Origin of the sequence: Pseudomonas sp. FW305-25, from assembly GCF_017351415.1 — a bacterium.
Lineage (GTDB): Bacteria > Pseudomonadota > Gammaproteobacteria > Pseudomonadales > Pseudomonadaceae > Aquipseudomonas > Aquipseudomonas chlororaphis.
On sequence record NZ_JACNDE010000018.1, the window covers coordinates 87,332 to 109,820 of the forward strand.

Annotated in this window: 21 protein-coding genes; 13 read left to right on the plus strand and 8 right to left on the minus strand. The window is 61.7% G+C overall.

Annotated elements, in window-relative coordinates; translation table 11 throughout:
- Together J4E58_RS18135 and J4E58_RS18140 are read right to left on the minus strand one after the other, a co-directional pair.
- Window positions 1-1,491 (minus strand): EscC/YscC/HrcC family type III secretion system outer membrane ring protein, encoded by a 1,491-nt coding sequence (locus tag J4E58_RS18135; protein WP_087091820.1) that lies wholly within the window; start codon window positions 1,489-1,491, stop codon window positions 1-3.
- Complete coding sequence (locus J4E58_RS18140; RefSeq protein WP_143481903.1) at window positions 1,488-1,883, minus strand: hypothetical protein; 396 nt, start codon at window positions 1,881-1,883, stop codon at window positions 1,488-1,490. The genes J4E58_RS18135 and J4E58_RS18140 overlap by 4 nt, the downstream gene beginning before the upstream one ends.
- A 121-nt stretch (window positions 1,884-2,004) precedes the next feature.
- Between J4E58_RS18140 and J4E58_RS18145 the strand changes: the two genes are divergently transcribed.
- A complete protein-coding gene (locus J4E58_RS18145) occupies window positions 2,005-2,655 on the plus strand; it encodes a two component system response regulator (protein WP_087091822.1) in 651 nt (216 codons plus the stop codon).
- Window positions 2,656-2,670: 15 nt separating this feature from the next.
- Here J4E58_RS18145 and J4E58_RS18150 read toward each other — a convergent pair whose 3' ends face one another.
- Entirely contained in the window at window positions 2,671-5,427 is a 2,757-nt protein-coding gene (locus J4E58_RS18150; protein ID WP_087091823.1) for a two component system sensor kinase, read from the minus strand.
- A 211-nt stretch (window positions 5,428-5,638) separates the two neighbouring features.
- Here J4E58_RS18150 and J4E58_RS18155 point away from each other — a divergent pair, with 211 nt between their 5' ends.
- The 12 genes from J4E58_RS18155 to J4E58_RS18210 all read left to right on the plus strand — a co-directional run bounded on the left by J4E58_RS18155 (window position 5,639) and on the right by J4E58_RS18210 (window position 16,777).
- Window positions 5,639-6,007, plus strand: a complete 369-nt coding sequence (locus J4E58_RS18155) for a type III secretion chaperone SycN (RefSeq protein WP_087091824.1) — start codon at window positions 5,639-5,641, stop codon at window positions 6,005-6,007.
- The gene (locus J4E58_RS18160; RefSeq protein ID WP_087091825.1) at window positions 6,004-8,052 is read left to right on the plus strand and encodes an EscV/YscV/HrcV family type III secretion system export apparatus protein; all 2,049 of its coding nucleotides are present in this window, start codon (window positions 6,004-6,006) and stop codon (window positions 8,050-8,052) included. The genes J4E58_RS18155 and J4E58_RS18160 overlap by 4 nt, the downstream gene beginning before the upstream one ends.
- Window position 8,053: 1 nt before the next feature.
- On the plus strand, window positions 8,054-9,394 hold the full coding sequence (locus J4E58_RS18165) for an EscN/YscN/HrcN family type III secretion system ATPase (protein ID WP_087091826.1): 1,341 nt from the start codon (window positions 8,054-8,056) through the stop codon (window positions 9,392-9,394).
- Window positions 9,373-9,756, plus strand: a complete 384-nt coding sequence (locus J4E58_RS18170; RefSeq protein WP_102673031.1) for a hypothetical protein — start codon at window positions 9,373-9,375, stop codon at window positions 9,754-9,756. The genes J4E58_RS18165 and J4E58_RS18170 overlap by 22 nt, the downstream gene beginning before the upstream one ends.
- Before the next feature lie 2 nt (window positions 9,757-9,758).
- A complete protein-coding gene (locus J4E58_RS18175) occupies window positions 9,759-10,223 on the plus strand; it encodes a hypothetical protein (RefSeq protein WP_143481904.1) in 465 nt (154 codons plus the stop codon).
- Complete coding sequence (gene sctQ, locus J4E58_RS18180) at window positions 10,220-11,179, plus strand: type III secretion system cytoplasmic ring protein SctQ (protein ID WP_087091829.1); 960 nt, start codon at window positions 10,220-10,222, stop codon at window positions 11,177-11,179. The genes J4E58_RS18175 and sctQ overlap by 4 nt, the downstream gene beginning before the upstream one ends.
- Before the next feature lie 84 nt (window positions 11,180-11,263).
- Window positions 11,264-11,914 (plus strand): type III secretion system export apparatus subunit SctR, encoded by a 651-nt coding sequence (gene sctR, locus J4E58_RS18185; RefSeq protein ID WP_053280203.1) that lies wholly within the window; start codon window positions 11,264-11,266, stop codon window positions 11,912-11,914.
- Window positions 11,915-11,925: 11 nt separating this feature from the next.
- Window positions 11,926-12,195, plus strand: a complete 270-nt coding sequence (gene sctS, locus J4E58_RS18190) for a type III secretion system export apparatus subunit SctS (protein ID WP_053280204.1) — start codon at window positions 11,926-11,928, stop codon at window positions 12,193-12,195.
- A 2-nt stretch (window positions 12,196-12,197) separates the two neighbouring features.
- Window positions 12,198-12,986: a type III secretion system export apparatus subunit SctT gene (sctT, locus tag J4E58_RS18195; protein ID WP_087091830.1), complete on the plus strand. Its 789-nt coding sequence runs from the start codon at window positions 12,198-12,200 to the stop codon at window positions 12,984-12,986.
- The gene (locus J4E58_RS18200; RefSeq protein ID WP_087091831.1) at window positions 12,983-14,035 is read left to right on the plus strand and encodes an EscU/YscU/HrcU family type III secretion system export apparatus switch protein; all 1,053 of its coding nucleotides are present in this window, start codon (window positions 12,983-12,985) and stop codon (window positions 14,033-14,035) included. Before sctT ends, J4E58_RS18200 begins: the two co-directional genes overlap by 4 nt.
- Window positions 14,032-14,769, plus strand: coding sequence for a lytic transglycosylase domain-containing protein (locus tag J4E58_RS18205; protein ID WP_207255320.1), 738 nt, complete (start codon window positions 14,032-14,034; stop codon window positions 14,767-14,769). The genes J4E58_RS18200 and J4E58_RS18205 overlap by 4 nt, the downstream gene beginning before the upstream one ends.
- 118 nt (window positions 14,770-14,887) lie before the next feature.
- Window positions 14,888-16,777 carry a hypothetical protein gene (locus J4E58_RS18210; RefSeq protein ID WP_256583195.1) on the plus strand — a complete coding sequence of 630 codons (1,890 nt, stop codon included), beginning with the start codon at window positions 14,888-14,890 and terminating at the stop codon, window positions 16,775-16,777.
- Between the two features lie 79 nt (window positions 16,778-16,856).
- Here J4E58_RS18210 and J4E58_RS18215 read toward each other — a convergent pair whose 3' ends face one another.
- The 5 genes from J4E58_RS18215 to J4E58_RS18235 form a co-directional block, all read right to left on the minus strand.
- Window positions 16,857-17,744: a LysR family transcriptional regulator gene (locus tag J4E58_RS18215; protein WP_087091832.1), complete on the minus strand. Its 888-nt coding sequence runs from the start codon at window positions 17,742-17,744 to the stop codon at window positions 16,857-16,859.
- Window positions 17,745-17,750: 6 nt separating this feature from the next.
- On the minus strand, window positions 17,751-18,437 hold the full coding sequence (locus J4E58_RS18220) for a cysteine hydrolase family protein (RefSeq protein WP_087091833.1): 687 nt from the start codon (window positions 18,435-18,437) through the stop codon (window positions 17,751-17,753).
- A gap of 296 nt (window positions 18,438-18,733) precedes the next feature.
- Entirely contained in the window at window positions 18,734-19,759 is a 1,026-nt protein-coding gene (locus J4E58_RS18225) for a histone deacetylase family protein (protein ID WP_087091834.1), read from the minus strand.
- A 10-nt stretch (window positions 19,760-19,769) separates the two neighbouring features.
- Entirely contained in the window at window positions 19,770-20,999 is a 1,230-nt protein-coding gene (locus J4E58_RS18230; RefSeq protein ID WP_087091835.1) for a Zn-dependent hydrolase, read from the minus strand.
- Window positions 21,000-21,027: 28 nt separating this feature from the next.
- Window positions 21,028-22,332, minus strand: a complete 1,305-nt coding sequence (locus J4E58_RS18235) for an MFS transporter (RefSeq protein WP_087091836.1) — start codon at window positions 22,330-22,332, stop codon at window positions 21,028-21,030.
- Window positions 22,333-22,489: the final 157 nt, after the last annotated feature.

Below are 22,489 nucleotides of genomic sequence, written 5' to 3' on the forward strand. Positions count from 1 at the left end.
TCAGGGTTGATGCCAGGGATCAGCTTTGATCAGAAACAGACGGACCGTTTGGCGGTTGATCTTCTGCGTCGATCTGAAGAACCGGCCAATGAAGGGGATGTCGCCCAGCAATGGGATCTTGCGCACGCTTTCGCTTTCCTCATCCTGGACGAAGCCGCCCAGCAACAAGGCTTGTCCGGCCTTGAGCAAGGCATGGGTGGAAATTTCCGAATTCAACGTCTGGGGCAAAGGCTCTCTCTGGCTGATCGGGTCGGTTTGCCGCCCATCCTGGATAATCAGGCTCAACATGACTTCCTGCCTGCTCCCTTCCCCGATCACGCGCGGAGTCACGCGCAGCAGCGATCCGGCCGATATGGACTCCAGCTTGGCGACATTTTCCGCCACCAGTTTGGTGTAGAACGTGATGTTGCGATCAAGTACGGCCTGCATGTTGTTCAGCGTGACCACCGAGGGACGCGACAAAATGCGCGCCTTGGCGTTTTGCTCCAGGGCATTGAGGCGGATCATGAAGTTGCCGGTGTTGGCGATCACCGTGGAGAAATTGCCGGCATCAAAACCTTCACCCGTGTTCAAGCTGACCCCTACGCCACCGATGCGCGCGCCCCCCGACCAATCGATCCCCAAGGCGCCGAGGTCCTGGGAGTTGACGTCGATGATCGCTACCGAGATCTCGACCAGCGATGGTTTGTGATCCAGCCGGGCAATCAGGTCGGTATACAGCGACAGGTTGAGCTTGCGATCGCGCACCAGTACCGCATTCTGTCGCGGATCGGCGGAAAACATCGGCAAGCTTCGATCGTCCGCCGACGGCTCTCCCTGGTTTTCCTTGAGCGGCAAGGTGCGTCCCTGCGCCATGTCCTTGAGCACCGAAACAACGCCGGGCACCACCACTTGCTGGTTGCGATAGGTGTACTGGGTGTCGGCGGCGGCGGCGTACTTCAAGGCAAACAGCTCGATGGCCTCCTGGTTACGCTCGCGATTGAATTTCTGCTGATCGAGCCCTTCGGCCAGGCGCGACACCCGCTCCATGCAGGCGGGGACACCCTGCACTTCCAGCGCATTGGAGCTTGGGACACTGCGCACCCGGCAGTAACGCTTATCCAGGATGCCGGTGGACTGCAACTGGGTCATCAAGGTCTGTACCGGCAGATACGCCGGTGTCAGCAATTGGCTGCCCACCTCCTGCGCCTTGTAGACATGAATCGTCTGCCCGTCGTAGTACCAGGCAAGCTGATAGAGCTGCGCCAGGTGTTCGAGCGTCTGTTCGGGCGTACCGCCGTCCAGGCGGCCGATAAAGGACTCGCCAATCTGCGGGCTGACGATCACCGGAACACGATAGTTGGCCCCCAGATCGCGCAAGACATCGGCCAGCTTGGCGCCACGGGTGTTCAAGAAGAAGGCTGGCGCGTCCAGGGGCGCAATCGCGCCATTTGCACCCAGGGTTACGCCCAAGACCGCCACTCCCGCCAGGCAGCCTCTCAGCCACTTCATGCCAGGCGTCCCACGGTACGAGTCTCGGTGGGTGCGGGGGGGGACGCGTCATGGGTGGCGAACCAACAGGCGACAGACAACTGTTGTTGCACGCGCGCCTCCAGTTCCCGGGGAGGGCACTGGCTGTCATGGCGGCGAATCAGGAAAATATCCTCACCGTCCAGTAACAGACTGTCGTCCAGACTCTCTGGTATCGATGCCAGCCACAAACTGGTGCGAACCAGCCATTCGTCATCGATGGATGTGCGTTCGATGGCCAAGGCAACGCACAACCCCAACGGGTATTCCCAGCACCATCCGCGGACACCGGACAGGGTCATGTGCCAACGCTGCCCCACTCTCGAATGCACGCGAATGGTTTCAAGTCCAGCCAGGGAAGATGGAAAATTCATAGCGTTGTCGATGAAGGGAATTACACGATTTTGTCAGTTTTGGGGAAAATCTAAATCCGGTAATGACCTGAACCCTATAGCCTTCGCGCCCCAGCCCCTAAAAAAAATCAGGTTTTTGATCATGCTGTCATATCTGCAAACTACGCCTGCCCCACAACGGATCCTGATCGTCGAAGATCATTATTTGCTCATCTACGGCATCAAGATTCTGCTTTCGGCGATGCCTGGCTACGAGGTCGTCGGTGAAATCGTCGACGGCCTGAACGTGTACGCGGCCTGCCAGGAGCTCAAGCCCGACGTGGTACTGCTCGACCTCGGCCTGCCCGGCATGGATGGCATCGATGTCATCCGCCAGTTGAAACGACGCCGACCCGAGCTGACCATCGTGGTGGTCACCGCTGATGCCTCCGAGCACCGCGCCCGCGATGCATTGGCCGCGGGCGCGCTCGGCTACATCTTGAAGAAGAGCTCACAACAGGTACTGTTGGCCGGCTTGCAAACCGCCATCGCCGGCCAGGTCTTCCTCGATCCCGCGCTCAACCTGGCGCACGTGACCAGCGCCCCGAATGTCGGCGGGCAGGGCAACCTGACCACCCGGGAACGCCAGATACTCAAGCTCATCGCCGAAGGCGACCGTAACCGGGATATCTCCGAAAAACTCTCAATTACCATCAAGACGGTCGAAACCCACCGCCTGAACCTCATGCGCAAGCTCGATGCGCATAACATTGCGGACCTGGTCAACTGGGCGTGCCGCCTGGGTATCCACTGAAGGTGCGTGACGGGCCTAATGGGTCTTCTGCAAAATCAACCCGCGCAGGTAGCCGACTTCTTCACAGCTCAGCCACTCGCCGTGGCTGACCCGGGTCTCCTGGTCCTGCGCCCATGTGTACACCCGATCAAGACCGCCCTGACCGGCACACCCCTTGAGCGTGTGCAGTAGCATCAGCAGGCCTGCGCGATCCTGTTTGCGGCACGCGGCTTCGATATCCCGGTGCACGATCTCGAGCGTTTCATAGAACCTGGCGCGCAGCGAGGTGTCCGCAAGGTTGAAAAGCGGTTGCTGCAACTTGCGGTTAGGTGCCAGGTCGATGCCCCGCGCCAACTGCAGCGAAACGACCTGCTCGACCCCGCTCGCCAGTTGCTCCAGGCTGACGGGCTTGGCGAGATAGCCATTCATCCCCGCGGCCCGGGCTCGATAGCGCTCGTCGGGCAGTGCATTCGCCGTGAGCGCCATGATGGGGGTGTCCGGGTCCAGCATCCCGCTGGCCATGTCGCGCCAGAGCCGGGTGACTTGCAGGCCGTCCATGTCCGGCATGCGAATATCCATCAGCACCCAATCGAAGACATGGGTTCTTCCGCAGCGCAACGCTTCTTCCCCCGAGGAGGCCGAATAGGCCAGGTGCCCAAGCTCCTGGAGCATCTTGCCGACGATATCGCGATTGACCTGCATGTCATCGACCACCAGGACCTTGAGCGCCCAGGCACAGGGGGCAATCGAGGCCGGTTCATCGCCCGGCAACTTCTCCTCGAACAGAATGGCGCTGACCTTCTGCCATAACCGGCCAGGCAGATAGACCAGCTCGGGCATATCGAGCAAGGGCGAGTCTCCCGGCTGGGCTTCGATGCCCCAAATGGCCAACTGCGTCTGCAATGCCGCCGGGGCCGGCAGCCGGGCTGAAAAGGCCAAGGAGGGTTCACTGGGATCGCATATCGGCAGCAACAGGGTGAAGGTCGATCCTACGCCAACCTGACTGTCGAGCAGGATTTCCCCGCCCATCAGGTTCGCCAGCCGCGATGCAATGGCCAATCCCAGGCCGCTGCCGTTGTCATGGGCGCGCACCTGGATGAAAGGCATGAAGATATCGAGCTGATTCTCTTCCGATATGCCTTTACCGGTGTCGCGCACTGCGATGACCAGCATCTCTGCCCGCCGCTCAAGCCGGACGCAGACCTCGCCCTGCGCGGTGAATTTCACGGCATTGGCCAGGAGGTTGATCAGGATCTGTTGCACCCGCACGCCGTCGAGGGACATCGAGCGAGGCACATTGGCCGCCACCAGGGTACGCAGCGACAAGTGTTTTTCCTGTGCCCGCAAATTGATCGTCAGCAACACCTGATCGAGCATTGGCAGGATCGCCGTCTGCTCGTAGGACAATTCCAGCTGTCCGGCTTCGATTCGAGAGAAGTCCAGCAGGTTGTTGATGATGCTCAACAAAAAGCCGGAGGACTGACGCGCGGTGCCGATCAGTTCCTGCTGTTGCTCGGACAGGCTACTGCGCTCGAGCAGGCTGAGCGCGCCGACAATGCCGTTGAGCGGCGTGCGTATCTCATGGCTGATGCTCGTCAGGTGTTCGCTCTTGCGGTGGCTGGCCCGCTCGGCGATACGCTTGGCCGCATCCAGTTCGCGGGTTCGCCTCCTGACCTTGTCTTCCAGTGTCTGGTGATAGGCATTGAGGGTCTTGAGCAACGTGTTATAGGCACTGGCAATGCGACCCAGCTCATCCTTGCGCCCTTCCGGCAAGCGATAGCTCAGGTCGGTGAGCTGTTTCTGGCGATGGATGAGCTCGACGATATGACTCAGGGGCCGACCCAGCTGGCGCTGGAGGATCAGCGCGATAAACACCAGTAACAACAACTGGGCCAGCAGCGTCCAGGGCGCTGTCGACCCCAGCAACGGCAGTACCCGGTCCATCGCGACATCAACGCGCGCGATGGCGAACAACTGCCATGGAGGCCCCTTGAGCCGCGTACAGTCGACAATAAAACCCGCCATTTCCATAGCCTTGCGCTGGCAGTCCGGTTGCACGCCCTGGGCGGCAAGCATTGCGCTCTCCTCCCTGTTGTCGCTCCATAACAGGCTGCCGCCGGCATCACGCAGGATGTACGAAAAGTCATATTTGCGCGCGTTCAGGTCGTCGATCCGCAACAACTGCCCGGCGGTGATCCCCGAATGCGCGTCAACCGCGGTCACGGCACTGCGCAGGTGCCCCTGACCATCCTCGAACACGCCGCCCCAGCAGTTGTCGCTGGTGGTCGATCGGTACTGACGCGACAGCAGCGCGTGCATCTTGGCCTGCATGTCGGCAGCCGTCTGGCCCTCGGGGCGGTAGAAAAACACGCCCTGCCCCGGCACCAACAGAAAGGTTTCCGTCCGGTTGACCGAGTCCGAGTTGCCAAAGATCTCAATGACCTGGCCGGCAACGGCAATGCGTTCCTGGTCCACATCGACCCCGTCGAAGGGGACGAACACCGTGTGTTTCAGTTCGTTGCTCTGGGTACCCGACAGGCTCGCATTCCTGAGCAGCTCGCTCCACAGGCGCAACAAGGTGTTGACCCTGACCTGGGACAACTCATAACGACGATTCTCTTCCTCGGCCACCCTGTTCAGTTCCCAGGCCAGGTCTTCCCTGACTTCGACCTCGGCCTTGCTGTAGCGGTAATAAAAACTGATGGTCTCGGACAGCAGCCAGAATGCGCTCATGGCGCAGGTCAGGGTGACGATGACACTACGGGTCAGTGAGGCTTGCCAAAGTTTATGCATGTGGATAACGGTCTCGACAGGCTGCACAACGCACAGCACACAAAACGATACGCCACGAGACAGGCTTGATAAATCAGGTGAAGGCCCGATAGCTCGAAGGCCCGCCTACTCGGGATCATTGCCACCGGATGACGTAGCCACCACAGACCCGCTCCATAAGACCGTGGAGCGGAGCGCCCGCTAGCCCATTGTGTACAAAATAAGGATGCAGATGGACCTACAAACGCAACGCAGCCTTGAAGAGTTCCTGCGTTTGTCGGACCTTTGCCCTGGCCGTGTCGAGGCGCGGATGGAGTTTTCCCTGCCGCCCTTTCGGTTATACATCGAATACACCCAGGACCGGGTGCTGCTTTCACTGGCGCACCCGGTCGAAGCCTGTCGGCGTTTCAGTACGCTCAAAGCCCTGCTGGGGCACTGCCACCCGGCATCCACCCAGGGGGTCGCGCTGCGCGCTTATATCGTGGGCGACCAGCAAATGCTCAGTGGCGCACTGGTACCCGACAGTAACGTCACACAATGGATCGAGTGCCTGAAATGCATGCGGCGGCTGCTCGAACGCCACGCCGGGGATCGTCAATGAACCGCCTCGGTCACTGGCTTTCGCTGGCCGCGGGGCGCCAGGACATCGTGCTGGCGGTGCTTCTGCTGCTTGCGGTGTTCATGATGATCGTTCCGTTGCCCACTGGACTGGTGGACCTGCTGATTGCCATTAACCTCACGATTTCCATCGTGCTGTTGATGATGGCCCTGTATATCCGCGAGCCGCTGGAGTTCTCGACCTTCCCGGCCGTCTTGCTGATCACTACCCTGTTCCGCCTGGCGCTGACCATCAGCACCACCCGCTTGATTCTGCTGCAGGCGGACGCCGGTGAAATCGTCTACACCTTTGGCAACTTCGCCGTCGGGGGCAACCTCGGTGTCGGCCTGATTGTGTTCATGATCATCACCATCGTGCAGTTCATCGTGATCACCAAAGGCTCCGAACGGGTCGCCGAAGTGGGCGCGCGCTTTTCCCTCGATGCGATGCCAGGCAAGCAGATGAGTATCGATGGCGACATGCGCGCCGGGATCATCGACGCCAATGAAGCCCGCCGCCAACGCGGCCTGGTCCAGAAGGAAAGCCAGCTGTACGGCGCAATGGATGGGGCGATGAAGTTCGTCAAGGGCGACGCGATTGCGGGCATCATCATTATCCTGGTCAACATCCTCGGCGGCACCGCGGTCGGCGTGTTCATCCATGGCATGAGCGCGGGCACCGCCATGTCCACCTACGCCATCCTGTCCATCGGCGATGGCCTGATCAGCCAGATTCCGGCGCTGCTGATCTCCATCACCGCCGGCATTATCGTGACCCGTGTCCCGGGGGAGCAGCGCAAGAACCTGGCCAGCGACCTGAGCGAGCAAATCACCCGCCAACCCCAGGCCTTGAGCCTGGCCGCCGGGGTGTTGCTGGTGTTCGCCCTGATCCCCGGTTTCCCGGTCATTTACTTTGTCGGCCTGGCCGGGGCGGTCTACGGCGGCGCCTGGTGGATCAGGAAACGTCAACCCCGTGCTGCCTCGAACGGCACCTCGGCCGATGCGCCGCCAGGCTTGATCGGCGACGACAGCCAGCCAGCGATGACGCCGGGGGCGATTCCACTGATGGTGCTCATGGCCAGCGACCTCGGGCGTTCAAGGGGGCTCGACGAGGCTTTCCAGCAGCTTCGGCAGAGGAAATTCGAACAGCTGGGCATTCCGCTACCCGACATCCACCAGCAGATCGATGCCTCGCTCGAAGCCGGGACCTTGCGCATTCTTTTGTACCAGGAGCCAGTCCTGACCCTGAAGGTGCCGGAGGGGTTGCTGCTGGCCGATGCGCACTCGATGCCCCTGGCGCAAGCACGACACCACGACAAATTGCCCTTTGGCGGCCATACCCTGCAATGGCTCGACCCCGAGCAGCATGAGACGCTGGCCGCCCTCGGTGTGGTGCTGCATCGGGACCAGGCCCGCATCACTCACTGCCTGTCCCTGGTCATGGACCGTTATGCCGCCGATTTCATCGGCGTCCAGGAAACCCGTTTCCTCATGGACTCCATGGAAAACAGCCATGCCGAACTGGTCAAGGAAGTGCAGCGGCAAATGCCCATCGGGCGCATTGCCGATGTATTGCAACGCCTGGTAGGTGAAGGCGTTTCCATCCGCGACCTGCGCAGTATTCTCGAAGCCTTGACGGAATGGTCACCGCGGGAGAAAGACCCGATCATGCTCACTGAATACGTACGGGTGGCCCTGCGTCGCCACATTGCCACGCGCTACCGTGGCAACCAGGCATGGATCAGTGGCTGGATGATCGGCGACGGCATCGAGGGGCTGGTGCGTGAATCGATCCGGCAGACAGCCGCCGGCTCTTACTCGACGCTGGAAGCCACCCAGAACCAAGCCATTATCGAAGGCATCCGCGAACGCGTCGGCGACGGCGACCCACGTCGCGCCGTGCTGATTACCGCCATCGATGTCCGGCGGTTTGTACGCAAGATTGTCGAGCGTGAATACTCGGGCCTGCACGTCCTGTCGTTCCAGGAACTGGGTGATGAAGTCGAGTTGCGTGTCATTGGCAACATCGACCTGATCGAGCAGGCTTGATATGCGCGCGCCGGAACTCACCACCCTGCGCGACTTGCTCGAGCAAAGGCCCGGCTTCGAGCGGGCGGGAGCCACGACGGCCGAGGTCGGCGAGCACTTCAACGGTCGAATCACCGAAGTCGGCCCGACCCTGTTGCGGGCGTCCCTGCCTGGCGTCGGGCTCGGCGAACGGTGTCGACTGGAACCGTCCGGGATTGAGGCCGAGATCGTCGCCGTGGAGGGTGATTACGCGGTGTTATCGCCCTTCAGTGAACCCCTCGGCGTGACCACCGGCAGCCATGTGCACGCACTGGGCAAACCCCATGAAATCGCCCTGGGGGACTTCCTGCTTGGCTGCGTCGTCGATGGCCTGGGGCGCCCGCTGGACGGCAGCGCTGCCCCGGCCGATTGCCTCTGGCGCGGCGTCGAGCGCGAGGCCCCCGAAGCCCTCACCCGCCCGATCATCGACACGCCCCTGCCGCTGGGCGTGCGTGCGATCGATGCACTGCTGACCTGCGGGATCGGCCAGCGGGTCGGCATTTTTGCGGCGGCGGGAGGCGGTAAAAGCACACTGCTGGGGATGGTGTGCGATGGCAGCCTGGCTGACGTGATCGTACTTGCCCTGATTGGCGAACGGGGACGCGAAGTCCGTGAGTTTCTTGAACATACGCTGTCCCCGGCCGCCCGCGAACGCACCATTGTGGTGGTGTCGACCTCCGATCGCCCGGCACTCGAACGGTTGAAGGCCGCCTACACGGCGACCACCATTGCCGAGTATTTTCGCGACCAGGGCAAGAATGTCCTGCTAATGATGGACTCATTGACCCGGTTTGCCCGCGCCGCCCGGGAAATTGGCCTGGCCGCCGGAGAACTGTGCGCTGCCGGCGGTTATCCGCCCAGTTTCTTTGCCCGCCTGCCCCGCTTGCTCGAACGCGCGGGCCCCGCCGCCATCGGCAGCATCACGGGGATCTACACGGTGCTGGTCGAGGGCGACAACATGAATGAACCGGTGGCCGACGAGGTGCGCTCGATTCTCGACGGCCATATCGTGCTGTCACGCAAGCTCGCCGAAGCCAACCATTATCCAGCCATCGATATCGGGGCCAGCGTCAGTCGGGTGATGAGCCAGATCGTCGATCCCGAGCATCGGCAGATGGCCGGCAAAGTGCGGCGCCTGATGGCGGCCTACAAGGACATCGAGTTGCTGGTCAGGGTCGGTGAATACCAGGCCGGCCAAGACAGCGAAGCCGATGAGGCCCTCGCCCGTCGTGACGCGATCCGGGGATTGCTGTGCCAATCCACCACGCAAAAGAACAGCTTCCAGGAAACCATCCAGCACCTATGCCAGACACTGACAGCCTGACCCTGCGGCGCCTGCTGTCACTCAAGCAGCGGCGCGAACAAAGCCTGCGTGCCGCACTGAGCGCGCTGGCCCGACAGGAAAGCCAACTGCAGGACAGCATCGCCCGGTCACTGCAGCAGCGCCTCCAACTGCAGCGCCAGTGGCGCGAATGCTGCGAGGTTTCACAAGTCCTCGATCACCGGGCGCTGCGGGACCTGAAGATCGAACTCGCCCAATACCACCAGCAAGACCATGCCATGACCGAACGGCTGGAAGCGTTGCACGCCGAACAGCAGCGGATCCGCGGTGAACAGGCGCAGGGGCAGATACAACTGCGCAGGCTGCTGGTGGAACAGGAAAAACTGAACTGGCTTCTGGAATGACCATGCCTTGCCTGAAAGCACTCTCCAGCCCATCGAGGCGCGACACATCGCACATTGCATGCGACCCGCGCCCGGACCACCAACAGCAACGAGACTTCGACGCACTGTTGAACCCGGCGACTCCCAGGAGCATTCCTTCGACACCGTCGGCCCTCGAGGCTGCGTGGCCACGACACCCGCGTTCGGCCCTGGCGCAAGCCTTCGCTCCCGCCACCGCCCAGTTGCGCGGCCTGGGCCGACGCCATCCCGGTACCCTCGACCTGCGGCTGACCAACGGCCCGCTGGCGGGACTGGAGATACAGGCCAGCGCCCAGGCCAGCCTGTTGAGCCTGAACATCAAGGTCGCCGACCGCGACACCTTTGAACGCATCGTCGGCACCCGCGGGTCACTCGAAAACCAATTGGCGGCGATCTTCAATCGTCCGGTGGCACTGACGCTGCAACAGCTGAACGGAGAACCCTGGTGAAATTGCCGAAACTGAGTCAGGCCGAGGGCCGATTGCTGCGCAAACTCGGTCGTGGACGGCGGCTGGAACTGCTCGAGGGGGGCATGACCCTCACCTACGACATGGCCGGGGGCGACGGACTGATCGTGCACGCCCAGGTCTTGAACCAACCGGTTCGTCTCTGGGTCGCTGCCCCTGCCTGGTGCCGCTGGATCCGCCCGCTGCTCGATGTACCGGACTGGTCGGCAGCCCCGACTGAACTGCACGAGGTCCTGGCGAGCTGGACCCTCGCCTCGGCGGGAGCCGGGCTGGCGGACAGCACGGTTGCCTGGCCCACGGCCAGCCACCTGGAGGCGGCAACGGTCGAGACAACCCCCAGCTGGTGCCTGTGCTTCGAGCATGAGGGCCGGTCGCTGGCCGCCTCGGTCCTGGAAGCCCCCGTGCAATGGCTCGATAGCCTCAGTGAACTGTTCCAGCCGATGGACACCCAGGACGACAGCGACCATCGCACGCTCCCCGCGGCCCTGATCGCCGGCTGGAGCCATGTCGATCGAGACACTCTTGAACGCTTGCGGCCCGGTGACGGATTGCTGTTACACCACGCCTACCGGGCGACCGAGGGCCAGCTGGGGCTGTTCCTGTCTCGCCCGCTGGCCACTCTCTCGGCTCACGATGCCGCGCCCCTTGCCCTGGAGACTGTCTTGGACGATTTCAACGACTGGATGGACATCGCCCCGGGGCCCGGCGCCCCCGGTTCCCCCCTCGGCAGCGACCTGCTGGTGACTGTTGTCGTTCAAGTCGGCTCGCTTGAAGTACCGCTGCACCAACTGGCCCATCTACAGGTGGGAGAGGTACTGCAAGGTCCGGCCTGTATCGACGACTTCGTCACCCTGAAGGTCGCCGGCAAAACCATTGCCCATGGCCTGCTGCTGGAGATCGATGGAAGGCTGGCTGTGCGGATCGACCGGCTTTTCTGACCCGGCGGAAATCTCAGGTATGCGCCGGATGGGCGCTGTGCGGTCCTCGCCCGATAATGGAAAAACAGCCCCCGGAGCGAATCGATGAACCTGCTGGACCAGCCGCTGCACCTGATTCTTCTGCTGTCCGCGGTCTCCATATTGCCGTTGCTGCTGATCCTTGGAACGTCCTTCCTGAAACTGGCGGTGGTGTTCTCGCTCCTGCGCAACGCCCTGGGCATCCAGCAGATTCCACCGAACATTGCCCTGTACGGCCTGGCGTTGATCCTGACGATGTTCATCATGGCGCCCATCGGCCTGGAGATTCAGGACAACCTGGCGGCCAATCCCATTCAAAGCGAGTCCGACGATTTCATCAGGCAGGTCGACAGTGGAATACTCGCGCCGTATCGAGTGTTTCTTGAACGCAATACCGCGCCGGACCAGGCGCACTTCTTCTCAAGTATCGGCCGCGACATCTGGCCACAGAAGTACCACGATCGCCTCCCCGACAGCTCCTTGCTGGTGCTGATGCCCGCCTTCACCGTCAGCCAGTTGATCGAAGCGTTCAAGATCGGCCTGCTGCTGTACCTGCCCTTTATCGCGATCGACCTGATCGTCTCCAACGTCCTGCTCGCCATGGGCATGATGATGGTCTCGCCGATGACCATCTCGATGCCCCTCAAGCTGCTGGTGTTTGTCTTGATGAATGGTTGGGAAAAGCTGCTGGGCCAACTGATGTTGTCGTTCAACTGAGGGCATGGCGGATGAGTGAAGCGCTGATTACTCAACTGGCCATGCAGATGATGTGGTTGGTCCTGCTGCTGTCGTTGCCGGTGGTGGTGGTCGCCTCCGTGGTCGGGGTGCTGGTCAGCCTGGTGCAGGCCCTGACCCAGGTGCAGGACCAGACCATTCAATTCCTGATCAAACTGGTGGCTGTCGCCATTACCCTGGCGATGACCTTCAACTGGATGGGCGACATCCTGCTGGCCTATGCCAACCGGTCGTTCGAGCTGATCAACCAGATGAGGGCCTGAGCGTGGATACCCTGGCTCAATGGCTACCCGTGATCGGCCTGTGCATGCTGCGCCCCCTGGGGGTGATGCTGATGGTGCCGCTGTTCAACCAGGCCACCCTCGGCGGCACGCTGGTGCGCAATGCCCTGGTGCTGATGATTGCCCTGCCGCTGATTCCCTTTCATGACACCTGGCCAACCCTGGAAAGCGCTCGCCAGAACGCCACGGCCGGACGCTACCTGATGCTGATCTGCGGTGAGTTGAGCATCGGCCTGATGATGGGTTTTTGCGCCGCCATCCCGTTCTGGGCCATGGATATGGCCGGATTTCTGATCGACACCTTGCGGGGCGCTTCCATGGCCAGCGTGCTCAACCCCCTGCTGGGCCAGCAATCGTCACTGTTCGGCATCCTGTTTACCCAGGTATTTGGCGTGTTGTTCCTGGTGACCGGCGGTTTCAACCAGTTGATCGCGGGGATCTATCACTCCTACAGCGTCTTGCCCCCTGGCGAAGTCTTTCATTTCGGCCCGGGTTTTCTGGCGTTCCTGTCCCGTCAGTGGCAACTGGCCTATGAGTTGTGCCTGCGTTTCTCGATGCCGGCGATTGTCGCCATTCTTCTGGTGGATATGGCCCTTGGCCTGGTCAACCGCTCGGCCCAGCAACTGAACGTGTTTTTTCTGTCGATGCCGATCAAAAGCGCCTTCGCCCTGCTGATGCTGATCATGAGCCTGGGCTTCGCGTTCAAGGCGCCCCTTGAACAGAGCAGCCAATGGGTGCGGCAGGTACTCACCTTGATGGACCACCTGCGATGAGCGAAAAAACCGAGCAACCCACGGCGAAAAAAATCCGCGAAGCTCGCGCCAAGGGCCAGGTCGCCAAAAGCACGGAGGTCACCAGCGGCGTGCAACTGGCGGTGATGCTCGGTTATTTCATGTTCGAAGGCGACTACCTGCTCGACAGCTTCACGGCACTGCTCGACACCACGATCAACGCCATCAACCTGGACCTGGCCTCCGCGTTCAAGCAGCTGGGCGAGCTGTTCGCGGCGATCGTTGTGCGGGTGGCAGGAGGCATCGCGGCCATGCTCATCCTCACCACCCTGGTGGCCATCGTTGCCCAGACCGGACCGTTACTCGCGCCCGAGGCGCTCAAACCCTCACTGGAAAAACTCAACCCGCTGGCCAACGCCAAGCAGATGTTTTCCATGCACAGCCTGTTCGAGTTCGGCAAATCCCTGGCCAAGGTCGGGGTCCTGTCACTGATATTTTTCTACCTGATCCGACAGTACGCGCCGTCCATCCAGTTCCTTCCCCTATGCAGCGTGGCGTGCGGCCTGGAGGTCAGCACACAGTTGCTGTACTGGATGTGGTCGGTGCTGATCGGGTTCTACGTGATGGTCGGCATCGCCGATTTCGCCTTCCAGCGCTACAACACCAACCAGCAATTGATGATGTCGCTGGAGGACATCAAGCAGGAGTACAAGAACGCCGAAGGCGATCCGCACATGAAGCAAAAACGCAAGGAAGCGCACCGGGAAGTGCAAAGCGGCAGCCTGGCGGCGAATGTCGCCAAATCCACAGCGGTAGTGCGCAACCCCACCCACATTGCGGTCTGCCTGTACTTCAAGCCCGGCGAAACCCCCTTGCCACGGGTGATCGAAATCGGTCACGACCATGTGGCATTGAACATCGTCGCCCTTGCCGAAAAGGCGGGTATCCCGGTGGTCGAGAACATCGCCACCGCCCGCGCCCTGGCTGCCCAGTGCGACGTGGGCCGCTACATTCCCGCCGAGCTGTTCGAACCGGTGGCGCATATTCTGCGAATCGCCATGCAGCTGGACTACGAGCAGCAAGCGCCATGATCCGCTGGCGAAGGTTAGTGGTCGGCATGGGGCTGCTCCTGGCCTGTGGCCCGGTTGCCCTGGTCTGTGCCCAGAACATCGAGTTGGACGCGCCCCTGACCTGGACCCGAGGCGACCTTCAAAGCGATATTTCTCCTGCGCCGGCCACCCTTGTCCCGCCCTCTTCGCCTCCTCCTTCTGCGATCAGCGTAGCGCCATCCCCGCCCCTCCTCCCCTACGGCCCACTGATTGACAGCGTGGCCAGGGAGTACCACCTCGACCCACGTTTGCTGCACGCCATGATTCACGTGGAGTCCCGGTATCAACAGGACGCTGTTTCAAATAAAGGCGCGATCGGCCTGATGCAAGTCATGCCCCTCACAGGCGCGCGATTTGGCTACACCGACCTGAGCAACGCACCCGACAACCTGCGCGCCGGCGCGGCCTACCTGAGATGGCTGCTCGATCATTTCGATCACAACCTGGAACTGTCCATCGCCGCCTACAACGCAGGAGAAGGTGCGGTAAAAAAGTACGGCCGGGAAATTCCGCCTTACCCCGAAACCCAGACTTATGTCACTCGCGTCATGGCCCGCTACCGGGAACCCCCCATGGGGGGGGCTGCTCCAGACCAGGCGCGCCAATCCGAAGTCCGCGCAACGGAAAATCCATCGACAGCACTGCGCAGGGCCGCGGTGTTCCTACACACCCTGGGCTCGCTGCTGTTGGCTTCGCCGGAACACCAGGATGGGTAAAGCAGTAAACAACATGGCTGGTATTGAGTTGGGAGCAGCGCCTCGTACCACAGTGAAACTGAATGACCAGCCTCCACAAGCAGTCGAAAGCAACAACTAACCCAAGAGGAAATCCCCCATGCTGACGCCGAGTCATTCGCTACCTAACCTGCACGCCGCCAGTCGTCCCCATGGACTCTCCGAGAACGAAAACACCGCTGAAAAAAAATGCAACTCAACCAACACCGGCATATTTGCGTACAACACATCAGCGGCAATGCTGTGCAAGGTCGATGATGCCTCCCATCGACTTGCCCAAGATGCGCCTTGCTCGCTGAACGGCAGCACCTTGGAGTTATTGAGTTTGACGCTGGTCAAGGACAAGGACTGGCCCGTCGATGTGCCCCTGGTCTGGAAACATGACGCTGATACCCGGCCCTATACGGCATTTGTCCCTGGGGAGGGGAAATGCTGGGTGGATGTCGGGATGTTATCCGCGGACCAACAAAAACAGAGTATTGAGATATGCCACGACGGCAAGGACAACTACTTGGCAAGCAAATCCGGAGAGGTCTGGGCAGCCTGCGGCGAAGATGCTTTTTTTAAAACGATGCTGGCCGTCAGGGGGGATGTCTCTGTAGATGCGATCAGTGACAAACAAGCCGCCGAGTTTCGCAAACAGTTGGCTAGCTATGCCCTTGAACAGCGCACCGTGCTGGGAGCGCTGTGGCAAGAGGGACTCCAGGAGCCTGTGAAACTGGAGAGTGCAGGCGCTGTCACTGCTGCAAAAAACATCAAGAACCCTGTGAATGCCGTGCCTATCAATCTGGAACGCAATCCGCGCTGGATCAATCCCGAGACCAGGCCGGCTTGTAAATACTCCCCGGTCAAAGTAGGCGATCTGCCGCATAAAGATGCCATTAAAAACACTCGGGAAGACACCATTAAAAGTATGCAGGCGGTTCTTGATAAGCGCATTGATACCTGCCGGGAGCTTGCCATGGACCGCGCAATACCCAGTGCTGGCAGTTGGTTTTCATTTGTCAGGGGCCCGCAGTTACATGAGCCGCACCTGAACAAAGGCACTGTTCCGGCACTGGTCATCAGTGGTGGAAGTGCCAGCAAGCTGAGTGCAGACCTCAGTAAGGACTACAGCCTGGCATGGCACCCGAAAAACATGACGAATGAGCGTGGCATGCATGCCGAGCCTGTCTATCTTCTTGTCCACAAGCTCGATTACCCGACCTATGCCTCGACGATGAAAGAGCTGCTTGAACAGTACCCGAATCTGCATCTGGTCGGTTGGGATGGTGGAAAGTTGACAGGGTTTGGCGCTGCGCGAGCATCGGCCCTGGCCTTTGCCGATTCCCTTTCGTATCGCCCTGAAAGAGTCATGATGATCGATCAGGATGTTGTAAAGACGGAACAGACCAGACATACCAACCCAAGGGTGCGAACTGCAGTGGAAGGTCTGCACCAGACAAGCCATCAGCCGATTGCCGGCTACGGCATTGGTTACCCGGCGCGACAGTCGCCTCCCACACCTTTCGGAGAAACACTCCCGCCCACGCCAGCAGATCTTAACGGACCAGCGGAACAGTTCGTTTCAATCAAGGCACCGTTTCGCAAGCAATGGGAGGATGGCATTTACCCTCCTTACATGGTTGCAGGTGGTGAAGACATGTTGATGAGCAAGGAGCTAGGCCTGAGCAAAGATGGGCGCAATACGGTTTTGCCAGAAGAAAGAATCATCAAGAAGGAGCTGCAGGGGCCAGCGGACACCCCGAATGTCTACTGGAACGAAGGCCGTACCCAGACCCTCAAGGCGCTCTTCGAAGCGGAAAAGAATACCTGGGTGGAATTCGAAGAGCAGAAAATGAGCCTGGATGATCTGCTGCATAAGTTCAAAGACAATGGGTGGATCGCTTCACACCCGAGCGTTGAGTCTTACAACGTTTCGGCCTGTGTTATTGAACGTATTATTTTGCGGCTGAACAATGAATTAACTAAGGATGCACAGCAAAAGTAATCAATCGCTCCCAATGCCAATCAAGCGCAATCCACACAGGAGCGGGCCTGTTTACGCGTTGCAGGACGAAGAGCCAAGGTCATGACTTGGCCCGGTAATACTCGGCCATGAAATCGACAAATACCCTGACCTTGGCGGGCAGGTTCCGGGCATGGGGATACAGCGCATAGTAATGACGCACACCGAGGGTGTAGTCGGGAAGAATCCGCACCAGCCTGCCGGCCAACAGGTCGTCCTGCACGGTGGCCAGGGTAAAGGCGGCAATCCCCCCGCCGGCCAGGGCGCAGGCGTGCAGCGCGGTGATGGTGTCGGTGTGAAAACGGCTGTCGGCGGTCACGGTGACCGGCTCAGCCTTTTCACTCACCAGGGACCACTGCGTGGCCGAGGCAAAGGTCAGCAGCCGATGCGCGCTGAGTTCGGTGACGCTGCGTGGCAGGCCGCACCTGAAGACGTAGGCCGATGACGCGACCATCACCATGGGCGAGACCGTAAGCAAGCGCGCGACCAGGCTGCTGTCGGCCAAGGGCCCGCAGATGCGGATGGCCACATCGAAGCCATCGGCCACCAGATCGACAAAAGGGTCCGAGCAGGACAGGTCGACCTGGATGTCCGGATACCGCTGCTGGAACGCCGGCAGCCAATGGGCCAGCTCCAGGGTGCCGACCACCAGCGGTGCACTGATGCGCAGCAACCCGGAGGGGCGTTCCTGCTCCAGTGTCACGGCCTGGGACGCGGCATCGACGCGATCCAGGATGTCCACGCAGGCGGTGTAATAACGCTCGCCCGCCGCGGTGAGGCTCATGCGCCGGGTATTGCGGTTGATCAGGCGCACGCCGAGCGTGGACTCCAGTTGCTGCAAGTGTCGCGACACCGAGGAGTGCGTGGTGTCCAGCCGCTCGGCGGCGGCGGAAAACCCCTGGGCTTCGACGATGCAGCGGAACACACGCATGGCGAGCATCTGATTCATAGCGAGTTAGCGCACCGGCAATTTGAGGATCTGGGCCGTGGTCATCACGTCACCGAAGGTGTCCTCGACCTCGGCCAGCGCGGCCTTGTGCAAGGCGTCCTTGTCGATCGTGTCGCCGTTGACCCGGGTAATGTCGCGAGTGGCCGAGGCGTCGGAGGCGACTATGACCTTGTAGCCCAGGGGCGCGGCATCACGGGCGGCACCGGCGACACAGGCGTGGGTCATGAGGCCGGAGATGATCAGGTTCTCGATCCCGGCGCTCTTCAGGCGCTTATCCAGATCGGTACTGGCGAAGACGCTGACCGTGCTTTTCTGCAGCACCCTGTCCTTGGCCCGCGGCTGCATGTCGGGGTGGAACTTCACGGTTTCGCCATCGATGGCGAACACAGCCGAACCGGCCGGGGCAACGTGCTGGACGTGATAGACCGGCAGGTTGTGGATGTCGGCGAACTTGATCAGCTCACGGGTATTGGCCAGGGCCTTGGCGCCGCCCGGGATCGGCATCTTGCCGGTGAAGTATTCGTTCTGGAAGTCGATCACCAGCAATGCGGACTTGCCGGCCGGCAACTCGTTGACCGGCATGGCGCCCGACATGGCACGAATGGTCGGATGGCCTTCAGCCAAGGCAGCAGTGCTGGCCACAATGCCGGAAAATGCACAGGCGGCGAGGAAACGACGGGTAAAACGTTGCATGGGTATTTCCTTCTTCGGTCGAGTGAATAAGCAAATGCTAGGGAAATACCTCAAGCTCGAACACAGCGCAGGTAGCACAGGGTCTGTGCGGTTTTCGCACAAATTGGGGTGTTCGGCAATCTGCAATATGCGTGGTTCACCGCTCAGCGGATGTCTGCCAAAGTACCGCCCATGAAGGGCGAGCCGCGCGTTATCGTTGACCTCCATCGCGGGCAAGCCTCGCTCCTACGGACGGCGGCGCCTGTGCTTGCGTAGGAGCGAGGCTTGCTCGCGAAGCGATCTCACAATCCCCTCGATCAAAGCTTCCAGGCCCCAGCTTCGGCAAAGAATGCCCGTGCGTTGTCTTCCAGGCTTTCCAGGTGGTAGCCGCCTTCCTGCACGATCAGGCACGGCAGGCCGAGGCTGCGGATGCGTTCGCCGAGGCGGGCGAAACCTGCGCGGGTTACCGCCACTTTGCTTTGCGGGTCAAGCTCGTAGATGTCGAAACCCAGGGACAGCACCAGCACTTGCGCGTCGAAGCTTTTCACCGCCGCCAGGGCGGTTTCCAGTTGAGCGAGGAAATCGGCTTCGCTGGCGCCGTGGGCCATCGGCAGGTTGAGGTTGTAGCCCTGCCCTGCGCCGCCGCCGCGCTCGTCGGCGAAACCGGCGACACCCGGGTAGAAGTTGGTCGGGTCGCCGTGCACCGAGACGTACAGCACGTCGTCGCGTTCGTAGAAGATTTCCTGGATGCCCTGGCCGTGGTGCATGTCGGTGTCCAGCACCGCGACCCGCTCGAATTTTTCGCGCAGTACCTGGGCGGCGATCGCCGCGTTGTTCAGGTAGCAGAAACCGCCGGCGGCTTCGGCCCGGGCGTGATGGCCCGGCGGGCGGCACAGGGCGTAGGCCGCCGGTTCGCCGTCGAGCAAGGCGCGGGCGCCGGCAATCGCGCTTTGTGCCGACCAGTAGGCCGAACGCCAGGTCAGCTCGCCCACCGGGCAACTGCCATCGGCCAGGTAACGCGCGGCCTGGGCGAGGATGCCGCGCAGAGCGTTGGGCTCGCGGACGAAGATGTTCGACATCACCTCGTCGCCCCAGTCCTCGGGAATTTCCTTCCAGCGCTGGTGGGCTTCCTTGAGGAATTGCAGGTACGCCGCGCCATGCACCGCCAGCAACGGTTGCAGGCCGGCATCCTCCGGTTGCAGCACCTCAAAGCCCAGGGAGTGCGCGGCCTGGACCAGGCGCTGGGCGCGCTCGGGCACTTCCTGCGGGGTGCGCATCTGGCCGCGGGAGTAATAGCTGCGCGGATGGTGCAGCAACTGTTCGGGGTGGAAAAAACTGCGCATGACCTTCTCCTTATTCGACCTGGCCGGCGCGGGCCAGCACGGCGTTGAGCAATACGTCGGTGCCCTGGCGCACGTCCTCGGGCAATACGTCTTCGGCTTCGTTGTGGCTCAGGCCGCCAACGCACGGAATGAAGACCATGGCCGTGGGGCAGAACCGCGCCAGGTGAATCGCGTCATGGCCGGCGCCGCTGACGATCGATTGCTGAGCGTAGCCCAGGCCGTCCACCGCCTGTTGCACGGCCGCCACGCAGTCGGCATCGAAGGGCGTGGCCGGGCTGATCCAGTGCGGGCTGATGGTCACCTTCAGCTGGCGTTGTCCGGCGATGGCAGCAAGCCGCGCGCGCACTTCCTGCTCCATGGCGGCGATGGCGCTGTCGCGGTGGTGACGCAAATCGACGGTGAACTGCAACAGGCCGGGAATGGTGTTGCGCGAAGACTTGGCGATGCTCAGCTCACCGATGGTGGTCAGGCCCTCGGGGGCAAAATCCGTGGCCAGGGTTTCGATCGCCAGGATCATCTGCGCGGCGCCGTAGAGCGCGTCCTTGCGCAGCGGCATCGGTGAGGTGCCGGCGTGGGCCGCCAGGCCTTCGACCTGCACGTCGAGCCAGCGGATCGCCTGGCCACCGCTGACCACGCCGATGCTCTTGGCGTTGTCTTCGAGGATCGGCCCCTGCTCGATATGCGCCTCGAAGTAGGCATCCACCGCCCCGCCCAGGGGCCGCGTACCGGCGTAGCCGGTGGCGTGCAGGGCCTCGGCGACGCTGATGCCGTCGGCGTCGCGCACCGCCAGGGCGCTCTCCAGGTCCATGATCCCGGTGAACACCGCCGAGCCGAACATGGCCGGGGTGAAACGCGCGCCCTCCTCGTTGGTCCACACCGCCACTTCCAGCGGCTTGCGGGTCTGGATCCGCAGATCGTTGAGGCGGCGCACCACCTCCAGGCCGGCGAGCACGCCATACACGCCATCGAAGCGCCCGCCTTCGGGCTGGGTGTCGAGGTGGCTGCCCATCATCACCGGGGCGGCGTCGGGGTCGCTGCCCGGACGGCGGGCAAACAGGTTGCCGATGGGGTCGACGCTCAGGCTCATGCCGGCCTCGCGGCACCAGCTTGCAAACAGCTCGCGCCCGGCCTTGTCGTCCTCGCTCAGGGCCAGGCGGCAGCTGCCGCCACGAGCGGTCGCGCCAATTTCAGCCATGGCCATCAGGCTCGCCCACAGGCGTTCACCGTTGATCTTCAACATGCTTCGGTTCTCCGGATTCGATAAACACTCAAGCCATTTCCAGGCGGTGGACGGCTGCATGGCGGCGGGCCAAAGCCAGCACGCAGAGCAGCGAAATGGTCGCGATCAGGCTGTAGAACAACGCCATCGGCCACCACTGGCCGGCGAATTGATGGGCCAGCCAGGTGCCGATCAGCGGCGTCAGGCCACCGGCTACGGCACCACAGACCTGATAGGCCAGGGAGATCGCGGTGTAGCGCACGCGGGTCTCGAACATGCCGCTGACGTAGCCGGCGATCACCGCATAGAAAGACGCCATGCACACCACCGCCAGGGCGATGCCGAGGATGATCAGTGGCGCCTGGCCGCTGCTCACCAGCACGAACATCGGGTACGGCGAGGCCATGGCCAGCAACGACACCAGGCACAGGAAGCGCGTGGCGCCGATCCTCTCGGCGGTCCAGGCCGCCAGGGGCTGGATGCAGAACTGGATGATCGCCACCACGAACAGGCATTCCAGGATCAGCGAGCGCGGCAACCCCAGTTGCTGGGTGCTGTAGGCGATCATGAAGGTGTTGGTGAAGTACACCCCGGCAATCCCTAGAGTGTTGGCGCCGATGCACAGCAGCAGCGGGCGCCAGGCGCTGTGCAGCACTTCCATCACTGGCGCCTGTTCCTTGCGCAGATTCTTCTGTGCCTGCTCGCGGCTGGCGAGAAATTCCGGCGACTCATTGACCCCCAGGCGAATCGCCAGGCCCACCACCAGCAACAGCGCACTGGCGAGGAACGGCAGGCGCCAGCCCCAGCTCATCAGGTCTTCTTCGGGCAGGCGGGTGACCGCGCTGAAGGCCAGCAGCGACAGGATCAACCCCGCCGGGCTGCCCAACTGCGCAAAGGACGCGAAGAAGTTGCGCCGGCCCTTGGGCGCATGCTCGCCGGCCATCAACACCGCCCCGCCCCACTCACCACCGACGGCGATGCCCTGGACGATGCGCAGCAGGATCAGCAGCACCGGCGCCGCCGCGCCGATCTGTGCATAAGTCGGCAGCAGGCCGATGCACACCGTGACCACGCCCATCATCAGCAGGGTGATCACCAGGGATTTCTTGCGCCCGATGCGATCGCCGATATGGCCGAACACGATGCCGCCCAATGGCCGGGCGAAGAAGCCCACGGCGAAGGTGCCGAAGGCCGCCATGGTGCTGAACAGTTTGTCGTCGGAGGGGAAGAACAAGGCGCCGAACACCAGCGCCGCGGCGGTGGCGTAGATGTAGAAGTCGTACCACTCGATCATGGTGCCAATAAAGGCGGCGGCGGCCGCACGGCGCGGCTGGGGCGAAGCTGAAGGCTTCATGGATCGTGCTCCTTTGATTATTTTTCTGGCAGGAGAGAACGGGAATGCAGAGGCGCTCTGGCGGCGCCTGTCTGGGAGGGATTTATCGTCGCGAGGCTATAATTAGTCAATTTTCTATTTATTATGCTGATTATTACCGCTGCTTATTATCAGCCCT

Excerpts from the sequence above, each read along its gene's own strand:
- J4E58_RS18135 (WP_087091820.1), bottom strand. The coding sequence starts at position 1,491 with ATGAAGTGGCTGAGAGGCTGCCTGGCGGGAGTGGCGGTCTTGGGCGTA.
- J4E58_RS18140 (WP_143481903.1), bottom strand. The coding sequence starts at position 1,883 with ATGAATTTTCCATCTTCCCTGGCTGGACTTGAAACCATTCGCGTGCAT.
- J4E58_RS18145 (WP_087091822.1), top strand. The coding sequence starts at position 2,005 with ATGCTGTCATATCTGCAAACTACGCCTGCCCCACAACGGATCCTGATC.
- J4E58_RS18150 (WP_087091823.1), bottom strand. The coding sequence starts at position 5,427 with ATGCATAAACTTTGGCAAGCCTCACTGACCCGTAGTGTCATCGTCACC.
- J4E58_RS18155 (WP_087091824.1), top strand. The coding sequence starts at position 5,639 with ATGGACCTACAAACGCAACGCAGCCTTGAAGAGTTCCTGCGTTTGTCG.
- J4E58_RS18160 (WP_087091825.1), top strand. The coding sequence starts at position 6,004 with ATGAACCGCCTCGGTCACTGGCTTTCGCTGGCCGCGGGGCGCCAGGAC.
- J4E58_RS18165 (WP_087091826.1), top strand. The coding sequence starts at position 8,054 with ATGCGCGCGCCGGAACTCACCACCCTGCGCGACTTGCTCGAGCAAAGG.
- J4E58_RS18170 (WP_102673031.1), top strand. The coding sequence starts at position 9,373 with ATGCCAGACACTGACAGCCTGACCCTGCGGCGCCTGCTGTCACTCAAG.
- J4E58_RS18175 (WP_143481904.1), top strand. The coding sequence starts at position 9,759 with ATGCCTTGCCTGAAAGCACTCTCCAGCCCATCGAGGCGCGACACATCG.
- sctR (WP_053280203.1), top strand. The coding sequence starts at position 11,264 with ATGAACCTGCTGGACCAGCCGCTGCACCTGATTCTTCTGCTGTCCGCG.
- sctS (WP_053280204.1), top strand. The coding sequence starts at position 11,926 with ATGAGTGAAGCGCTGATTACTCAACTGGCCATGCAGATGATGTGGTTG.
- J4E58_RS18200 (WP_087091831.1), top strand. The coding sequence starts at position 12,983 with ATGAGCGAAAAAACCGAGCAACCCACGGCGAAAAAAATCCGCGAAGCT.
- J4E58_RS18205 (WP_207255320.1), top strand. The coding sequence starts at position 14,032 with ATGATCCGCTGGCGAAGGTTAGTGGTCGGCATGGGGCTGCTCCTGGCC.
- J4E58_RS18210 (WP_256583195.1), top strand. The coding sequence starts at position 14,888 with ATGCTGACGCCGAGTCATTCGCTACCTAACCTGCACGCCGCCAGTCGT.
- J4E58_RS18215 (WP_087091832.1), bottom strand. The coding sequence starts at position 17,744 with ATGAATCAGATGCTCGCCATGCGTGTGTTCCGCTGCATCGTCGAAGCC.
- J4E58_RS18220 (WP_087091833.1), bottom strand. The coding sequence starts at position 18,437 with ATGCAACGTTTTACCCGTCGTTTCCTCGCCGCCTGTGCATTTTCCGGC.
- J4E58_RS18225 (WP_087091834.1), bottom strand. The coding sequence starts at position 19,759 with ATGCGCAGTTTTTTCCACCCCGAACAGTTGCTGCACCATCCGCGCAGC.
- J4E58_RS18230 (WP_087091835.1), bottom strand. The coding sequence starts at position 20,999 with ATGTTGAAGATCAACGGTGAACGCCTGTGGGCGAGCCTGATGGCCATG.
- J4E58_RS18235 (WP_087091836.1), bottom strand. The coding sequence starts at position 22,332 with ATGAAGCCTTCAGCTTCGCCCCAGCCGCGCCGTGCGGCCGCCGCCGCC.